Source organism: Allgaiera indica (assembly GCF_900106675.1).
Taxonomy (GTDB): domain Bacteria; phylum Pseudomonadota; class Alphaproteobacteria; order Rhodobacterales; family Rhodobacteraceae; genus Acidimangrovimonas; species Acidimangrovimonas indica.
Genome location: NZ_FNOB01000001.1, coordinates 1 through 15,798, shown reverse-complemented (window position 1 = coordinate 15,798; position 15,798 = coordinate 1). Strand labels below are relative to the sequence as shown.

15 protein-coding genes are annotated in these 15,798 nt (G+C 68.2%); 9 read left to right on the top strand and 6 right to left on the bottom strand.

All coding sequences use genetic code 11. The features are described from left to right. Positions 1-123: 123 nt before the first annotated feature. From BLV97_RS00075 to BLV97_RS00060, 4 genes are all read right to left on the bottom strand, one after another. Positions 124-888 carry a glycerophosphodiester phosphodiesterase family protein gene (locus BLV97_RS00075; protein ID WP_092163892.1) on the bottom strand — a complete coding sequence of 255 codons (765 nt, stop codon included), beginning with the start codon at positions 886-888 and terminating at the stop codon, positions 124-126. After that, complete coding sequence (locus BLV97_RS00070; RefSeq protein ID WP_035839624.1) at positions 888-1,370, bottom strand: RidA family protein; 483 nt, start codon at positions 1,368-1,370, stop codon at positions 888-890. Before BLV97_RS00070 ends, BLV97_RS00075 begins: the two co-directional genes overlap by 1 nt. Before the next feature lie 77 nt (positions 1,371-1,447). Further along, positions 1,448-2,728, bottom strand: coding sequence for an HlyD family type I secretion periplasmic adaptor subunit (locus tag BLV97_RS00065; RefSeq protein ID WP_035839627.1), 1,281 nt, complete (start codon positions 2,726-2,728; stop codon positions 1,448-1,450). Then, positions 2,725-4,467: a type I secretion system permease/ATPase gene (locus tag BLV97_RS00060; protein ID WP_035839630.1), complete on the bottom strand. Its 1,743-nt coding sequence runs from the start codon at positions 4,465-4,467 to the stop codon at positions 2,725-2,727. Before BLV97_RS00060 ends, BLV97_RS00065 begins: the two co-directional genes overlap by 4 nt. Before the next feature lie 199 nt (positions 4,468-4,666). Here BLV97_RS00060 and BLV97_RS00055 point away from each other — a divergent pair, with 199 nt between their 5' ends. The 6 genes from BLV97_RS00055 to BLV97_RS00030 all read left to right on the top strand — a co-directional run bounded on the left by BLV97_RS00055 (position 4,667) and on the right by BLV97_RS00030 (position 10,104). After that, positions 4,667-5,476, top strand: a complete 810-nt coding sequence (locus tag BLV97_RS00055; protein ID WP_081824939.1) for an MlaA family lipoprotein — start codon at positions 4,667-4,669, stop codon at positions 5,474-5,476. Further along, positions 5,466-6,074, top strand: coding sequence for an MlaC/ttg2D family ABC transporter substrate-binding protein (locus tag BLV97_RS00050; protein WP_035839633.1), 609 nt, complete (start codon positions 5,466-5,468; stop codon positions 6,072-6,074). The genes BLV97_RS00055 and BLV97_RS00050 overlap by 11 nt, the downstream gene beginning before the upstream one ends. Before the next feature lie 109 nt (positions 6,075-6,183). Continuing rightward, complete coding sequence (locus BLV97_RS00045; RefSeq protein WP_035839636.1) at positions 6,184-7,347, top strand: M20 aminoacylase family protein; 1,164 nt, start codon at positions 6,184-6,186, stop codon at positions 7,345-7,347. A gap of 181 nt (positions 7,348-7,528) precedes the next feature. Then, positions 7,529-8,005: an SsrA-binding protein SmpB gene (gene smpB, locus BLV97_RS00040; protein ID WP_035839639.1), complete on the top strand. Its 477-nt coding sequence runs from the start codon at positions 7,529-7,531 to the stop codon at positions 8,003-8,005. Positions 8,006-8,065: 60 nt separating this feature from the next. Continuing rightward, positions 8,066-8,914 carry a 3-mercaptopyruvate sulfurtransferase gene (sseA, locus tag BLV97_RS00035; RefSeq protein WP_035839641.1) on the top strand — a complete coding sequence of 283 codons (849 nt, stop codon included), beginning with the start codon at positions 8,066-8,068 and terminating at the stop codon, positions 8,912-8,914. Positions 8,915-8,919: 5 nt separating this feature from the next. Further along, on the top strand, positions 8,920-10,104 hold the full coding sequence (locus BLV97_RS00030; protein ID WP_035839644.1) for an amino acid aminotransferase: 1,185 nt from the start codon (positions 8,920-8,922) through the stop codon (positions 10,102-10,104). A gap of 149 nt (positions 10,105-10,253) precedes the next feature. Here the strand turns inward: BLV97_RS00030 and dapA are convergent, their stop codons facing one another. Then, positions 10,254-11,129, bottom strand: a complete 876-nt coding sequence (gene dapA, locus BLV97_RS00025; RefSeq protein WP_035839647.1) for a 4-hydroxy-tetrahydrodipicolinate synthase — start codon at positions 11,127-11,129, stop codon at positions 10,254-10,256. 141 nt (positions 11,130-11,270) lie between these two features. Here dapA and BLV97_RS00020 point away from each other — a divergent pair, with 141 nt between their 5' ends. Further along, a complete protein-coding gene (locus BLV97_RS00020) occupies positions 11,271-13,268 on the top strand; it encodes a lytic transglycosylase domain-containing protein (protein ID WP_244520920.1) in 1,998 nt (665 codons plus the stop codon). Between the two features lie 96 nt (positions 13,269-13,364). Here the strand turns inward: BLV97_RS00020 and BLV97_RS00015 are convergent, their stop codons facing one another. After that, positions 13,365-14,717, bottom strand: coding sequence for a cytochrome P450 (locus BLV97_RS00015; protein ID WP_035839650.1), 1,353 nt, complete (start codon positions 14,715-14,717; stop codon positions 13,365-13,367). 151 nt (positions 14,718-14,868) lie between these two features. Here BLV97_RS00015 and BLV97_RS00010 point away from each other — a divergent pair, with 151 nt between their 5' ends. Together BLV97_RS00010 and BLV97_RS00005 are read left to right on the top strand one after the other, a co-directional pair. Beyond that, complete coding sequence (locus tag BLV97_RS00010) at positions 14,869-15,558, top strand: hypothetical protein (protein ID WP_244520919.1); 690 nt, start codon at positions 14,869-14,871, stop codon at positions 15,556-15,558. A gap of 88 nt (positions 15,559-15,646) precedes the next feature. After that, the coding region (locus BLV97_RS00005; protein WP_244520939.1) for a GTP-binding protein at positions 15,647-15,798 on the top strand (152 nt) is incomplete at its 3' end.

Sequence of the window (15,798 nt, the reverse complement as noted above, 5' to 3'; positions counted from 1 at the left end):
TTGCCTTCAGATCTGTCCCTTGCGCGTGGGCGGTCTTTTGCGCCCGCCTGCCGCCGTGCCGGCGCCCGGCGCACGCGTTCCTCCCCGCCGATCCTAACGGAACTGGGCCGGGTCGGGGGCAGGTCAAGCCGGGATCTCGGCCGCGTATTGCTCGAACGTGATGTTGCCTGCGATCCTGCGCGCCTGTGCCTCGTCCGCCGCGGACCGGATCGTCCAGCACAGGATTTCCGCGCCCTGGCCCCTCAAGGCGGCCACGCGCGGATCGCCGAGATCTTTCCATTCATGGCTGATGAAACAGGCGCTGACCCGGTCGTAATCGGGGATCGCGCTCAAATCCTGCAGGCGGGCCGGGGGGATCAGGCGCCAATCGTCGGGGCGGAAGGCGCAAGTGGTCAGCCCGCGCGGCAGATCGGGCGCAAGCCGCGCCATAGCGACCATGGAATGCGGGTTGAACGACATGACCGCGACCGGACCCGGATAAGCGGTCAGCAGCGGCGCCGCCGCGGTCTCGAGCGCGCCCACGTCGGGACCCAGCGCCCCGTCCTGGTCCTTGATCTCGACCAGCAGCGGCACGCGGCCGGCGACCTCTGCCAGAACCTGCGTCAGCGTCGGGATGCCCTCGTCGCCGCCGGTCAGCGGGATTTGCCCCAGTTCTGCGGCGGACCGGCCCCGGATCGGTCCCGTCGCGCCGGTGAGGCGTTCGAGCGAATAGTCGTGGAACACCATCGGCACGCCGTCAGAGGAAGGCTGAAGGTCGATCTCGATCCCGTAGCCCGCCATAACGGCGGCACGCACGGCGGAAAGCGAATTTTCGGGCCGGCCCGCGCCCTTGTCGTGATAGGCGCGGTGGGCGATCGGCAGGTGCAGGAACGGGCGCGGCAAGGTCATCAGCGCGGCTCGTATGCGCCGTCGGTGATTTCGAAGACGCCGTCGATCTCGACCGCGACGCCCAGCGGCAGGGCGCCGGCGCTGACGGCCGAACGGGCGTGGCGGCCGATTTCGCCCAGAACCTCGACCATCAGGTCGGAGGCGCCGTTGATCACCTTCGGCTGGTCGGTGAAGTCGGGGGTCGAATTGACAAAGCCGGTCAGCTTCACCACCCGGGCCAGGCGCCCCAGGTCACCGTCGCAGGCAGCCTTGACCTGCGCCAGCAGGCTGAGCGCGCAGCGCCGCGCGGCGGCGGCGCCCTGTTCGGTGGTCAGATCGGCGCCGATCTTGCCGGTGATCAGGCCGGTCTCGTCCTGGCTGATCTGGCCCGAGACATGCAGCAGATTGCCGGCGCGCACGAAGGGGACGTAATTGGCGGCGGGGGCCGGCGCGTCGGGCAGTGTCAGGCCCAGCTTGGCCAGGCGGGTCTCGATGGCACTCATTGCGTCCTCCGATCGCTGTCGTTCGGGCGCACGCTATCGCAGAGTCGCGGGGGCTGAAAGGGGCGTTGGGCGGGGTGCTAGCCGTCGCGCAGGGCGCGGGCGAAATAATCGGCGAAGGGTTTCCAAAGATAGGCCGCCGGGCTGTGGGGACCCGTCGCGATGAACACCTCGACCGGCATGCCGGGGATCAGTGGGCTGCCAAGGCGGGCGGCCTCGTCCGGTGCGATGGTGACCTCGGCGCGGTAATACCCCTGGCCCGTGGCCGGGTCGCTGAAGGCATCGGCCGAGACGCGGGTCAGATGCGCGGACAACTCGGGCGTGGTGCGCGCATCGAAGGCGGTCAGGCGCAGGCGGACGGGCTGGCCGCTGCGCACGGCGTCGATATCGCGCGGCGCGATGCGCGCGGTGACGACCGGCGGGCGATCCTGACGCACGATCGACAAGAGCGGCTCGGCCGGGCGCAGCACCGCGCGCGGCGTGGTCAGCACCAGGCCCTGCACCACGCCGGCAGCGGGCGCGCGCAGATCCAGCGCCGCAAGGCGCCGCGACAGGGCCGAGCGCTTTTCGGCCAGGGCGGCGATCTCGGCTTCCAGCGGGCGCAATTCGGTCAGCGCGGTCTCGCGCGCGCGGGCGTCCAGCCGGATCCGGGCGATCCCCAGTTCGGCCAACTGTCCCTGTGCTCCGGCCCGCGCCGCGACAATGGCCGCGATTCGCCCATCAAGCCGCGCCAGGTCACGCGCCAGGGCGGTGACCTGCATCGCCTGTGTCAGCCCGCGCGCGCGCAACGCCCGCTGGTCGGCCAAATCGGCGGCGACCAGCCTGCGTTCGCGGCCCAGTGCCTCTGCCTGGGTGTCGAGCCCGGTGATCTGTGCCCGGACCTGGCGCTGCCGCTCCTCCAGTTGCGCGGCTTCCTGAAGCCGGGCGTCGCGGCGCGCGTTGAACAGGCGCGCCTGGCCGGCCATCTGCGCGGCCAGGTCCGGCGCAGCGGGCATCGGCGGCCCCGGATCCGGCGCGGCGGCATTGTCGCGTTCGGCCAGAAGGCGGGCGCGGCGGGCGATCAGGGCCCAGTAACGGCTGTCGGAGACCGCCTTTTCGGACGCCAGGCGCGTATCGTCGAGCCGCGCCAGCCGCTGGCCCTGGCGCACATGACTACCCTCCGACACCTCCAGCTGCGCGATCACGCCGCCTTCGGGGTGCTGGATCACCAGCCGATTGCCTGCCGGCGCGATCTGACCGTGCGCGATGATCGCGCCCGAAAGACGCGCCAGCAGCGACCAGCCCCCGACGCCCGCGACCAGCGCCAGCAGCGCCAGCCAGCCGGCCCGCTGCGCCGGGCGGGGCGAGAGCGGCGGGTTCATGCGACACCCCCGGGGGTGGCGGCGCGCAGCACCTCGGCATGATTGCCGACTTCGGCGCGCAGCACCTGATCTGGCGGTCCCAGGGCGCGCATCTGGCCGCCGTCCAGCACCAGAAGCCGGTCGCAATCGCGGATCGCAGCCGGTCGGTGGGCCATCACCAGCACCACCCGGCCCCGCGCCTTGGCGTCGCGGATCACGGCATTCATCGCCTCCGATCCGTCATTGTCGAGATTGGCGTTGGGTTCATCCAGGATCAGCAGCACCGGATCGCCGAACAGCGCGCGCGCCAGGCCGATCCGCTGGATCTGCCCGCCCGACAGCCCCGCGCCGCCCGGACCCAGGGGCGTATCATAGCCCTGGGGCAGCGAAAGGATCATCTCATGCGCAAAGGCGCGGCGGGCGGCGGCGACAACCGCTTTCGCGTCGGGTGTGGGGTCGAGCCGGGCGATGTTTTCGGCCACCGTGCCCTCGAACAGCGGCACCTGCTGGGGCAGATAGCCCAGATGGCGCGCCAGTTCGGCAGGGGGAAAAAGCCCGATCGGCGTCCCGCCCAGGCGGATGCTGCCGGCGGCGGCGGGCCAGATCCCCGCCAGCGCGCGGGCCAGCGTGGACTTGCCCGCGCCGGAAGGCCCGATCACCCCCAAAGCCTGGCCCGGTTCCAGGGAGAGCGACAGCATCCGCAGGCTGGCCGCGCGCGCCCCGGGGGGCACTACCGTCAGTTGCTCGACCTGCAGGCGCGGCTCGGGGGCGGGCAGGGGCATCGGGGCCGGTGAGCCTGGGCATTCGGTCAGCAGCAGTGCCAGCTGCCGCCAGCCCCGGGATGCGCGTTGCAACAATGCCCACTGGCCGATGACCTGCTCGACCGGTGCAAGCGCGCGTCCCATCAGAACCGAGGTGGCGATCATCGCCCCCGGCGTCAGCGCGTCGCGCAGCACCAGCCAGGCCCCGATCCCCAGCAGGGCCGATTGCAGGAATAGCCGTCCGCCCCGGGTCGCCGAGGCGAACAGCGCGTGCCGGTCCGACAGGCGAAGCCCATCGTCGCGCGCCGCCTCCTGGTCATGGTGCCAGCGTGCCCTGCCGAAAGCCGTCAGCCCCAGCGCGCGGGCGGTCGGGGCCTCGGCCCGCAGGGCATCGGCCAGGCGGTTGGCGCGGTCCAGCGCCGCGGCGGTATTGTGGCGCAGGGCGCGGGTGGTGGCCTGGTTCAGCGCCGCCAGCGCGATCAGCAGCGCGCATCCGCCAAGCGCCGCCCAGCCCAGCAGCGGATGAAACACGAAGATCGCGGCCAGAAACAGCGGCGTCCACAGCAGATCGAACAGCGCCATCAGCACCGGCGCGCCCATCACCATGCGCAGCGCATCGAGATCGCGCAACGCGCCCTGGGCCAGCCTGTCGTCGGCGGCCACCGCGGCGCGGCTAATCTGTGCGTCGAAGATCCGCCCGCCCAGACGGTCGTGCAACAGCGCGCCGGCCCGCGCCGTCAATCGTGCCCGCGCGTGGTCAAGCACCGCCATGATCAGATAGCACAGCGCCAGCAGCAGGCTGAGCGCAACCAGGGTTTCCTCGGACCGGGCTCCAAGCACGCGGTCGTAGACCTGCAGCATGTATAGCGGCCCGGCCAGTAGCAAAAGGTTGGCGAAGGTGCCGAAAAGCGCTGCGCGTCCGATCAACGAGGCCACCGCCCGGCGGGCGTGGGCAAGCTCTGCCCGGCCCGCCGAGAAAGCGTTGCGATCCAAGCCCATTCCGCGTCGCCCCCCAAGTTCGTGTCTGTTTCCGTCCGGATGGCGATCGGCCTCGCCAGCCGCCGCCGACCGTGGCATTCTGTCCGCACCTGGCCGCTGCCGCGACGCCCGCGGCTTGCCATGATGGCGCCGAAGCCCTATCTCTGGCGCCCGTGCCAAACGGGACAGTGACACAAGAACATTGCTGGAAAGCTAAGGAATGCGGCGACGCCAGACCCTTCGCCCCCAAGCCAACCCGGGGGCGCCGATCGTGGACCTGCGACGCCTGCCCGCGGCGCGGCCTCTCTTGTTCGGTACGCTGGCGGCGGTTGCCCTTGCCGGCTGTGCGCCCGCGCCAAAGGGCGGAGGGGTCAACGACCCCTACGAGGCACAGAATCGGGCTGTCCACCGGTTCAACGTGGATCTGGACAAGACCCTGCTGAAACCCAGCGCCAACGCCTATGGCAGCGCCGTGCCCGCGCCCCTGCGCCAGGGCGTGTCGAACGTGGCGTCGAACCTGTCCGAGCCCAGCTATTTCGTGAACGATCTGCTGCAGGGCAATCTGGCCGCCGGGGTGCAGAACCTGTTTCGCTTCGTGCTGAACACCACCGCCGGGGTGGGGGGGCTGTTCGATCCGTCGACGGCGATCGGGCTTGCGCCGCGGCCAAACGATTTCGGGCGCACCCTGCATGTCTGGGGCGCGCGCCAGGGCGCCTATCTGGAGGTGCCGATCCTGGGTCCCTCGACCGAACGCGACCTGACCGGGACGATCGTCGATTTCGCGATCAACCCGCTGCGCTTCGCCCTGAACGGAAACGAGCGAAAGGCCGCGCTGCTGGCCGAGGCGGGCGCAAAGCTGGAAACCCGCTTCCGGTTCTCGTCGACGATCGATTCCATCCTATATGGATCGGCGGACAGCTATGCGCAGGAACGACTTCTTTACTTGCAGAACCGCGACTACGCACTGGGTATCAAGTCCAAGACCAACCAAGAGTTTCTAGACCCTTACGAGGATCCTTATGGCAATTGAACCTACCCGCCGCTCGGTGATCGCCGGGCTGATGGCCGGCGCGACGACGCTGGCGCTGGCCGGCCCGGTCGCGGCGCTGACCACCGCCGAGGCCCGCGATCTGGTCGATACCGTCGTGAACGACATCAACCGGGTGATCAATTCGGGCGGGTCGCTCGACCAGATGGTCGGCCAGTTCGAGCATATCTTCGACAAATACGCCGATGTCGACATCATCGCGCAATCCTCTCTGGGGATCGCGTTCCGCCGGGCGACGCCGGCACAGCGCCGGGCCTATATCGCGGCCTTCCGGGGTTATATCGCACGCAAGTACGGCAAGCGGTTCCGCGAATTCATCGGCGGCAAGATCGAGGTCACCGGCGCTCGGCAGATCAAGTCGGGCATCTACGAGGTCAGCTCGCTGGCCAAGCTGCGTGGCGAGGCGCCGTTCGATCTGAAGTGGCTGGTGTCCGACAAGGCGGGGCGCAACCTGTTCTTCAACATGATCATCGACGGCGTGAACATGCTGGCGACCGAGCGCCAGGAGATCGGCGCGATGCTGGACCGCAACGGCGGCAATATCGACAAGCTGATCGCCGAACTCAAGCATTCGGGCTAGGCCTCTCTTCCGGCACCACCCGATGCGCCGCGGACGGCCTGGCAAGACGACTTGCGGGCTGGGCGGGATGATGCCACCTAGTCATGTCCTGTCCAGCCGGAGAGCTTGCATGCCAGTCGTCAACCGCATCGCCGACTACGCCGACGAAATGAAAACCTGGCGCCGCCACCTGCACCAGCATCCCGAACTTACCTTCGAATGCCATGAAACGGCGGCCTTCGTCGCCGCCCGGCTGCGCGAATTCGGCGTCGACGAGATCCACGAGGGCATCGCCAGGACCGGCATCGTCGCGATCATCGAGGGCCGGGGCGCGGGCCCCACGATCGGCTTGCGCGCCGACATGGACGCGCTGCCCATCGACGAGGCGACGGGACTGGATCACGCCTCACGGAACCCCGGCAAGATGCATGCCTGCGGCCATGACGGCCATACCACGATGCTGCTGGGCGCGGCGAAATACCTGGCCGAGACACGCCGCTTCTGCGGCCGCGTCGCACTGATCTTCCAGCCGGCCGAGGAAGACGGCGGCGGCGGTCAGGAGATGGTGAAGGAAGGCGTCATGGATCGCTTCGCCATCACCCAGGTCTACGGCATCCACAACGCACCAAACCTGCCTTTCGGCCATTTCGCCACCAACCCGGGGCCGCTGATGGCCTCGGTCGATACGGTCTGGGTCCATGTCACCGGCAAGGGGGGGCACGGCGCCAACCCGCATGAGACGGTCGATCCGCTGGTCGCTGTCGTCGCGATGGTCCAGGGCCTGCAGACAATCGTGACCCGCAATGCCAATGCGCAGGACGACCTGGTGATTTCGGTCACCCAGATCCACGGTGGCACCGCCTCGAACATCATCCCCGAAGAGGCCTGGTTCTGCGCCACGATCCGCAATTTCAACGCCGATCTGCGCGCCCTGGTCAAACGTCGCCTCCACGAGATCGTGGGCGGCACCGCACAGGCCTACGGCGTCACCGCACGGATCGACTACGAATGGGGCTACCCGCCCACGGTGAACGACGCCGCCAAAACCGACTTCGCCGTCGAGGTGGCGGCCGAGGTTGCCGGGCCGGGCGCCGTCGACGGCCGCGCCGGACGCGAGATGGGGGCCGAGGATTTTTCCTACATGCTCGAGGCCCGCCCCGGCGCCTATCTGTTCCTCGGCACCGGCCCGGGCGCGGGGCTGCATCACCCCGCCTATGATTTCAACGATGAGATCGCCCCCATCGGGGCAAGCTTCTTCGCCCGTCTGGTCGAGACGGCGCAGCCGGTAGCGTAGCGCCATCGGCCCCCCGTGGGATATCTCCGCCAGCGGGCAGGGGTTGGAGCCGCCTTTGTCTTCTCCTTGGCGAAAATACTCCGGGGGTATGGGGGCAGGGCCCCCATCGCGGCAAACGGCTTGCGCGCCTTGGCGCGCACCGCTGGACTCCGGGTCGGGCAGGCCTTATCTCACGCGGACCATGGCAAAGCAGTCCGACCCCAATTCCAAGCTGATCGCCGAGAACCGGCGCGCGCGGCACGAATACGCGATCGAGGACGATCTCGAGGCCGGCATCATGCTGATGGGGTCGGAAGTGAAGAGCCTGCGCGAAGGCAGCGCCAATATCGCTGAAAGCTATGCCTCGGTCGAGGACGGGGAATTGTGGCTGATCAACGGCTATATCGGTGCCTATGCCCAGGCCAAGACCTGGGGCCACGAGGAACGGCGCAAGCGCAAGCTTCTGGTTTCGAAGCGTGAACTTGCCCGGCTCTGGAACGCGACCAAGCGTGAAGGCATGACGATCGTGCCGCTCAGGCTCTATTTCAACGACCGGGGCATCGTAAAGCTGAAGATCGGCATCGCCAAGGGCAAGAAGCTGGCCGACAAGCGCGCGACCGACGCCAAGCGCGACTGGAACCGTCAGAAACAGCGCCTATTGAAGCACCATTCGGGCTAATCCCTTGCCTGCCCGCGCGGGCGGCAGTAATCGGAAGGTCGAGCGAAGGAAGGAACCCCGGTGATGGACGATCCGAAGACCCTGGTGTCGACCGACTGGCTGGCCGCGCATCTGAACGATCCGGATCTGCGGGTTTTGGACGGGTCGTGGTACCTGCCCCAGATGGGCCGCGACGCGAAGGCCGAATACGATGCCGGCCACATCCCCGGCGCGCGGCATTTCGACATCGACGAGATCGCCGATCTGCGTTCCGACCTGCCGCATATGGCGCCGCCGCCCGAGAAATTCATCAGCCGTATGCGCGCCATGGGCGTGGGCGACGGCCATCAGGTGGTGGTCTACGACGGCATGGGCGTGTTCTCGGCGCCGCGTGTGTGGTGGCTGTTCCGGTTGATGGGCAAGACCGATGTCGCGGTGCTTGACGGCGGCCTGCCGAAATGGCGCGCCGAGGGCCGCGAGATCGAGGATCTGCCGCCCGTGGTGCGCGACCGGCACATGACCGTCCAGCGCCAGGCCCATCTGGTCAAGGACGTGACGCAGGTGGCTGCCGCCTCGAAGTTGGGCGATCATGAGATCATCGACGCCCGCGCGGCCGAACGTTTCCGCGGCGAGGCGCCCGAGCCACGCGAAGGCCTGCGTGCCGGTCGCATCCCGGGCTCGCGCAACCTGCCCTATGCCGAGCTTCTGCATGACGACGGCACCTTGCGCGACACCGAAGTGCTGCGCGCGGCTTTCGAGGCAGCGGGCGTGGATCTGACGAAACCTGTCATCACCACCTGTGGCTCGGGCGTGTCGGCGGCGATCCTCAGCCTGGCGCTGGAACGGATCGGGCACCGCAATCACGCGCTCTATGACGGGTCTTGGGCGGAATGGGGCATGTACAACGACCTGCGGGTCGAGAAAGGCTGAAGGCGATGCTGGGCAATCTGAAACCGCAGGCTCCGGACAAGATCTTGGAACTGATGGCGCTGTACCGCGACGATCCGCGCGCCGACAAGATCGACCTGGGCGTCGGCGTCTACAAGAACGCCCTGGGCGTGACCCCGATCATGCGCGCCGTGAAGGCCGCCGAAAAGCAGCTGTGGGAGGCCGAGACCACCAAAAGTTATACCGCGCTGGTCGGCGATCAGGGCTATCGCGACGCCATGGCCGGGCTGATCCTGGGCGCGGGCTTCGACATGGGCCGCGTGGCCTCGGCCGCGACGCCCGGGGGCACGGGGGCCGTGCATATGGCGCTGGAACTGATCAAACTGGCCGCGCCGGGGGCCAAGGTCTGGGTTTCGGATCCGACCTGGCCGAACCATCTGTCGATTCTCAAGCACCTGGGGATGGAAAGCACCGCCTACCGCTATTTCGACGACGAAACCCGCGGTGTCGATTTCGACGGCATGATGGCTGACCTGGCCCGCGTGGCCCCGGGTGACGTGGTCCTGCTGCATGGCTGCTGCCACAACCCGACCGGGGCGAACCTGAACCCGACGCAATGGGGCGAAGTCGCCGCGCATCTTGAAAAGACCGGCGCGGTGCCGCTGATCGACCTGGCCTATCAGGGCTTCGGCGATGGGTTGGAGGCCGACGCGGCCGCCACGCGGTTGCTGGCCGGGCGGCTACCCGAGGTGCTGATCGCGGCGTCCTGCTCGAAGAATTTCGGCATCTATCGCGAACGCGCCGGCATCCTGCTGGCGCTGTCGTCAGATCCGAAGGCGAAGGATCTGACACAGGGCACGCTGGCCTATCTGAACCGGCAGAATTTCTCCTTTCCGCCCGATCACGGGGCACGGCTGGTGACCATGATCCTGACCGATCCGGCGCTGAAGGCCGATTGGATGGCGGAACTGGAAGAGGTGCGGAAGAACATGCTGGCCCTGCGCGAGCAACTGGCGCAGGAACTGCGCCGCGTGACCGGCTCGGACCGCTTCGGTTTCATCGCCCAGCACCGGGGCATGTTCTCGCGCCTGGGCGCCACGCCCGAACAGGTGGCGGCGCTGCGTGCCGATCACGGCATCTACATGGTCGGGGATTCGCGGCTGAACATCGCCGGGCTGAACGACAAGACCGTGCCCATCCTGGCCGAGGCGATCGGCGCGGCGGGGATCTGAACGGGGGCGGCCCGGCCAAAGCCGGGCGGCGCCTGGCATACCGCGATACGCACCCGTCAAGCCCCGCCACCCTGGGCGCCAGTTTCGCTTCTTGGTGCGGGCGTTGCGCCGCGCGTTCGGCCGGTGCGGCCCGGGCCGCACCGGCGCCCTTAGTTGATCAGCCCGGCGTGGCGCATCGCGTCGTCGATCCGGGCTTTGGTCGCGTCGGTGACGCCGACCAGCGGCAGGCGCACCTCATTCTCGCACAGGCCAAGCTTCGACAGGCCGTATTTCGCCCCCGCCACGCCCGGCTCAAGGAAGATCGCGGTGTGCAGCGGCATCAGCCGGTCCTGATAGTCCAGCGCGGCCGCATAGTCGCCCGCCAGCGTCGCCGCCTGGAACTCGGCGCACAGCTTCGGGGCGACGTTTGCGGTGACCGAGATGCAACCCACTCCGCCCTGGGCGTTGAAGCCCAGCGCCGAGGCGTCTTCGCCCGAGAGCTGGATGAAATCCTTGCCGCAGGTGATGCGTTGCTTGGACACCCGCGTCACGTCGCCGGTGGCGTCCTTGACGCCGACGATGCGCGGCAGCCTGGCCAGTTCGCCCATGGTCTCGGGGCTCATGTCGATGACCGAGCGGCCGGGGATGTTGTAGATGATGATCGGCAGGTTGGTGGCGTCGTGCACGGCGCGGAAATGCGCCAGAAGGCCGGTCTGGGTAGGTTTGTTGTAGTAGGGCGTCACGACCAGAGCGGCATCGGCGCCCGCGGCCTCGGCGTGCTGGGTCAGGCGGATCGCCTCGACGGTGTTGTTCGATCCGGTTCCCGCGATCACCGGCACCCGTCCGGCGGCCGCCTTGACGACCTCGGCCACCACCAGATCATGTTCCTCGTGGCTCAGCGTCGGGCTTTCGCCCGTGGTGCCCACCGGAACGATGGCCGAGGAACCCTCGGCGATATGCCATTCGACCAGCTTCTTCAGCGTGTCGAGATCCAACGCGCCGTTCTTGAACGGCGTGATCAGGGCGGGAATGGACCCTTTGAACATGACACGCATCTCCTCTTACGGTTTCCGTTTCGGGCTGGCCCGGGCCGAGTCGCACCCTGTCGAATTCGGCGCAACCTAGCCCTCGTCGCGATGCTTGCCAAGTTCGTGTCTTGCGGTGGCCCGCGCTGCGGTTAGGATGGGGTGGCCCAGCCAGAACCTTCCCGCTTCATAGACGGAACCGACGACGTGATCCGCCGCGCCTTCCTAGGCTTCGCCGCCTCCCTTGCCACCCTTGCCTTCGTGCTGCCCGCCCGCGCCGGGACCGACCCGGAAGTCGTGGCGCTGGGCGAATCGCTGGGCCTGGCCGACCGGCGCGACTGGGATGCGGCGCAGGTGGCGGCGCGGCCCGCGGGGCCGGTCGGGCGCGACATCATCGAATGGAAGCGGCTGCGCGCCGGCAAGGGCGCGCTGGCCGACTACGTCGCCTTTCTGCGTCGCCGCCCCGACTGGCCCGGTCTGCCGCTTTTGCGCCGCGCCGGCGAAAAGGTGCTGGCCGAAAGCGGGGACGACGGCCAGGTGCGCGCCTATTTCGCCCATCACGCGCCGCAAAGCGCGGCCGGCGCGATGGCGCTGCAGAAGACGTTGCTGGCCGCCCGCGACCGGCGTGGCGCGGAAAAGGTGGCGCGCGAGGCCTGGGAGCATCTCTATTACGATGCCGACGACCAGAAAAGCCAACTGTCTTTGATGGGCCGCTATCTGGTCAATCACCATGTCCAGCGGCTGACCAACCTGCTGTGGGATGGTCGCCTGGACGAGGCGCGGCGGATGCTTCCGCTGGTCTCGACCACGCAGCGCCGTCTGGCCGAGGCGCGGATCGGGCTGCAATCGAACGCGAAGGGCGTCGATGCGATGGTCGATGCGGTGCGCGGCCCATTGGCGGACGACCCCGGCCTGGCGCATGACCGTTTCGTCTGGCGCTACCATCACGGTTTCGAGGCCTCGGCCGCGGATCTGCTGCTGCGCCGCTCGGCTTCGGTCGCGCGGCTGGGCCGGCCCGAGGACTGGGCCAGGATCCGCGCGGCGCTGGCGCGTGACGAGATGCGCTCGGGCGATCCGCACCGGGCCTATCGGCTGGCGTCGGAACACCATCTGAAGGATGGCGCGGCCTATGCCGATCTGGAATTCGTGGCAGGCTATGTGGCGTTGCAGAAGCTGCGACAGCCCTCGCTGGCCTATCACCATTTCAAATCGCTGGAGAAGGCAGTCAGCACGCCGATCAGCCTGGGGCGGGCGTTCTACTGGCAGGGCCGCGCGCTGGAGGTTCTGGGCAACAAGGAGGGCGCCAGCAAGGCGCTGCACGAGGGGGCCAGGTATCAATCGGCGTTCTACGGCCAGATGGCGGCGCAGCGGCTGGGGTTGCCGCTGGATCCGGCGATGCTGGGGCACCAGCGTTACGCCGATTGGCGGCGCCAGAATTTCCTGTCCTCGTCACTGGTGCAGGCCGGGCTGATGCTGGTCAAGACCGGACGCGAAAAGCTGGCGACGCGGTTCTTCCTGCAGCTGGCCGAGGGGCTGAAGGATGACGAGCTGGGGCCGCTGTCGGACATGGCGCTGGCGATTCGCGAACCCCATATCGCGTTGCGCGTCGCCAAGGCGGCGGCGGGGCGCGGTCTGGTCTTGCCGCGGCCCTATTTCCCGATGACCGACCTGGCGCATGTGAAGCTGGGGATCCCGGCGGCGCTGGCGCTGTCGATCGCCCGGCGCGAAAGCGAATTCGACGTCGGCGTGATCAGCCCGGCGGGCGCGCGGGGGTTGATGCAGGTGATGCCGGGCACCGCGCGGCTGATGTCGGACAAGTTGGGGATCGCCTATTCCAAGGCGCGGCTGACCACGGACGGCGATTACAATGCCCGTCTGGGCGCGGCCTATCTGGCCAAGCTGATTGACGAGTTCGGTCCGGCGCTGACGCTGGTGGCCTCGGGCTACAATGCCGGTCCGAAACGGCCCGAGGCCTGGATCGAGGTGCTGGGCGATCCGCGCAAGCAGGGCGTGGACCCGATCGACTGGATCGAGGCGGTGCCGATCACCGAGACCCGGAACTACGTCATGCGGGTCGCCGAAAGCTATGTCATCTATCAGGCCAAGCTGGCGGGCAAGGCGGGGTATATCCGGCTTTACCAGGCGCTGAAGGGCGATTGATCCGGCGGTGCGCGCGGGGCGCGCAAGCGATGCGTCCGAGGGGGCGCTGCCCCCTGTGACCCCCGGAGTATTTTTCCAAGGTGAAGAGGGCGAGGGTCAGTGCGCCGGCTCGACGTTGAGCCAGACGCCGCCCTCGGGGCGCAGCGTCAGGATCAGCACCGGTTTCGGGGCGCGGCCGGGGACCGGGGTGAAGCGGAAGCGGGCAAGCAGGGTGGCGAGGATGATCACCGCCTCCTGGATCGCGAAGCTGGCGCCGATACAGACACGCGGGCCGTCACCGAAGGGCAGGTACGCGTAGCGGTCGATCGCCTTGGGGTCGCTGAAGCGGTCTGGATCGAAGCGGTCGGGATCGGCCCAGAGCAGGTGATGGCGGTGCAGCGCGTAGATCGGCAGCATCACCGTCTCGCCCGGGCGTACGTCGCGGCCGCACAGCCGGTCGGGCTTTTGCGCGGTGCGCGACAGGAACGCGGCCGGCGGGTAGAGGCGCAGTGCCTCGTCCACGATCTGGCGGATATAGGGCAGGGCAGAGAGGTCCTCGGCGCAGGCGGCGCGGTCGCCCAGAACCGCCCGTGCCTCGGCCCGGGCGCGGGTCTGAACGCCCGCGTCGAAGGCGCAAAGATAGAGCGCCCAGGCCAATGTCAGCGCCGTGGTCTCGTGCCCGGCGACGATGAAGGTCAGCAGGTTGTCGCGCAGTTCCTCGGTGTTCATGCGGCGGCTGGTCTTCGGATCCTGGCCGGTCAGCAGCAGATCCAGAAGATCGGGCACACCGGCATGGGGGGCGGCGCGGCGGGCCTCGATCGCGGCGTCGGCCACCGATTTCATGTCGCCCATGCTGCGCTGGGTGAACATCCGGTTCAGCCGCGGCACCCAATCGGGCAGGCCCAGCAGATCGAAGAGCGATACTTTCGCCGTTTCCGATATGTAGCTGTTGATCGCGCGGTGCATGTCGTCGCGATCGAAGGCCTGCCCCCCCGACAGCGTGACGTCCGAGATCACCTCGAAGGTCGCGGTGACCATTTCGTGGTGCAGGTCGGCGGCGCGGCCGGTCTGGGCTTCGAGTCGGGCCGAGGCGCGTTCGGCGGCGGCCGTCATCACCGGACCGAGCGCCGCGATGTTGCGGTGCGAGAAGACCGGCGCCGCGACCCGGCGCTGCCAGTGCCAATGCGCGCCTTCGGCGATGAACAGGCTGTCGCCGATCGCCGGGCGCAGGATCGCCTTCGTCGTGTTCGACTTGGGGTAGTCGTCGACCTTTTCCTTCAGGATCCGGCGGATGCTTTCGGGATCCATCACCATGTGCCAACGGATGCCGGTGCGCCCCGACACGATCGGCTGCCGGGTGGCGATCTCGGGGATGATCTCGAGCAGGTTGCGTCGCGCATGTTTCAGCGACCCCCAAAGCCCGAGCGGCCGCGTGACGAGGGGAACCGAAACAGGTGTGGAAGGGGTCATGTCGAAGCCTTTGCTGCGCGCCCTACCAATATAGGGGGGCGCCGCCCGGGCGCAAAGCCGCCGCGGGCGCGGGTGGCCACACTGGCCGCTTCGCGCGGCTGTTGCGCGGCGGCGCGCGGCACGCTAAGCGAGGGGGAAACGAGGAGAGATGATGACCCAGGCCCTTCGCGCCTTCGCGGCGCTTCTGATCGTGTCGATGCTGTCCGCCTGCGCGGGCAAGGGCGATCTGGACAAGCCTCCGCCGCCCCTGGGGCAGTTCAAGCTGGGCCTCAACATCGTCATCGCCAAGGGCGCGCAGAAGAGCCCGATCTCGCGCAAGGCCACGGCCGAGGAATGGGAAACCGCGCTGAAGAAGGCGATGCAGGCGCGCTTTGGCCGCTATCACGGCGATCGGTTCTATGATTTCGGCATCAAGGTCGATGGCTATGCGCTTGCCCCGCCGGGCATCCCGATCGTGCTGTCGCCGAAGTCGGTGCTGGTGATCACGGCCAACGTCTGGGACGATCCGACCCAGACCGAGCTGAACGCCAAGGGTAAGCAGATCGTTGTTTTCGAAGGGCTTAGCCCGGCGACAGTGATCGGATCCGGCCTTGTGCAGACCAAGCAGGAACAGATGGACCGGCTGGCCTACAATGCGGCCAAGAAGATCGAGGAGTGGCTGCTGAAGCACCCTGAATGGTTCCCGGCCGAGGGGGCGGGCGTTCCCGAGAACCCCGACGGCACCCCCGGCACGAAACCGGCCACCCCCCGCGCCAATGCGGCCACGGCGGATCCGGAGGCCCCCAAGCCCGACCTGCCGGTCCGCGGCAAGGCCACGCCCAAGGCTGGGGCTGCCAACTGATGCTTGATTTTCCCGCCTCCAGTCGCTAAGTCGCCCGCGATATTCACTCGGGCCCGGCGGGGCCCCCGAACCACGAGGCGCTCGGCGAATGGCAAAGGCAAAGTTTGAACGTAACAAACCGCATGTGAACGTTGGCACGATCGGCCACGTTGACCACGGCAAGACGACGCTGACGGCGGCGATCACGAAGTATTTTGGTGATTTCAAGGCCTACGACCAGATCGACGCGGCGCCGGAAGA

Bases quoted from the DNA above. Each gene is read 5' to 3' on its own strand.
- BLV97_RS00075 (WP_092163892.1), bottom strand. From the start codon at position 888: ATGACCTTGCCGCGCCCGTTCCTGCACCTGCCGATCGCCCACCGCGCC.
- BLV97_RS00070 (WP_035839624.1), bottom strand. From the start codon at position 1,370: ATGAGTGCCATCGAGACCCGCCTGGCCAAGCTGGGCCTGACACTGCCC.
- BLV97_RS00065 (WP_035839627.1), bottom strand. From the start codon at position 2,728: ATGAACCCGCCGCTCTCGCCCCGCCCGGCGCAGCGGGCCGGCTGGCTG.
- BLV97_RS00060 (WP_035839630.1), bottom strand. From the start codon at position 4,467: ATGGGCTTGGATCGCAACGCTTTCTCGGCGGGCCGGGCAGAGCTTGCC.
- BLV97_RS00055 (WP_081824939.1), top strand. From the start codon at position 4,667: ATGCGGCGACGCCAGACCCTTCGCCCCCAAGCCAACCCGGGGGCGCCG.
- BLV97_RS00050 (WP_035839633.1), top strand. From the start codon at position 5,466: ATGGCAATTGAACCTACCCGCCGCTCGGTGATCGCCGGGCTGATGGCC.
- BLV97_RS00045 (WP_035839636.1), top strand. From the start codon at position 6,184: ATGCCAGTCGTCAACCGCATCGCCGACTACGCCGACGAAATGAAAACC.
- smpB (WP_035839639.1), top strand. From the start codon at position 7,529: ATGGCAAAGCAGTCCGACCCCAATTCCAAGCTGATCGCCGAGAACCGG.
- BLV97_RS00030 (WP_035839644.1), top strand. From the start codon at position 8,920: ATGCTGGGCAATCTGAAACCGCAGGCTCCGGACAAGATCTTGGAACTG.
- dapA (WP_035839647.1), bottom strand. From the start codon at position 11,129: ATGTTCAAAGGGTCCATTCCCGCCCTGATCACGCCGTTCAAGAACGGC.
- BLV97_RS00015 (WP_035839650.1), bottom strand. From the start codon at position 14,717: ATGACCCCTTCCACACCTGTTTCGGTTCCCCTCGTCACGCGGCCGCTC.
- BLV97_RS00010 (WP_244520919.1), top strand. From the start codon at position 14,869: ATGACCCAGGCCCTTCGCGCCTTCGCGGCGCTTCTGATCGTGTCGATG.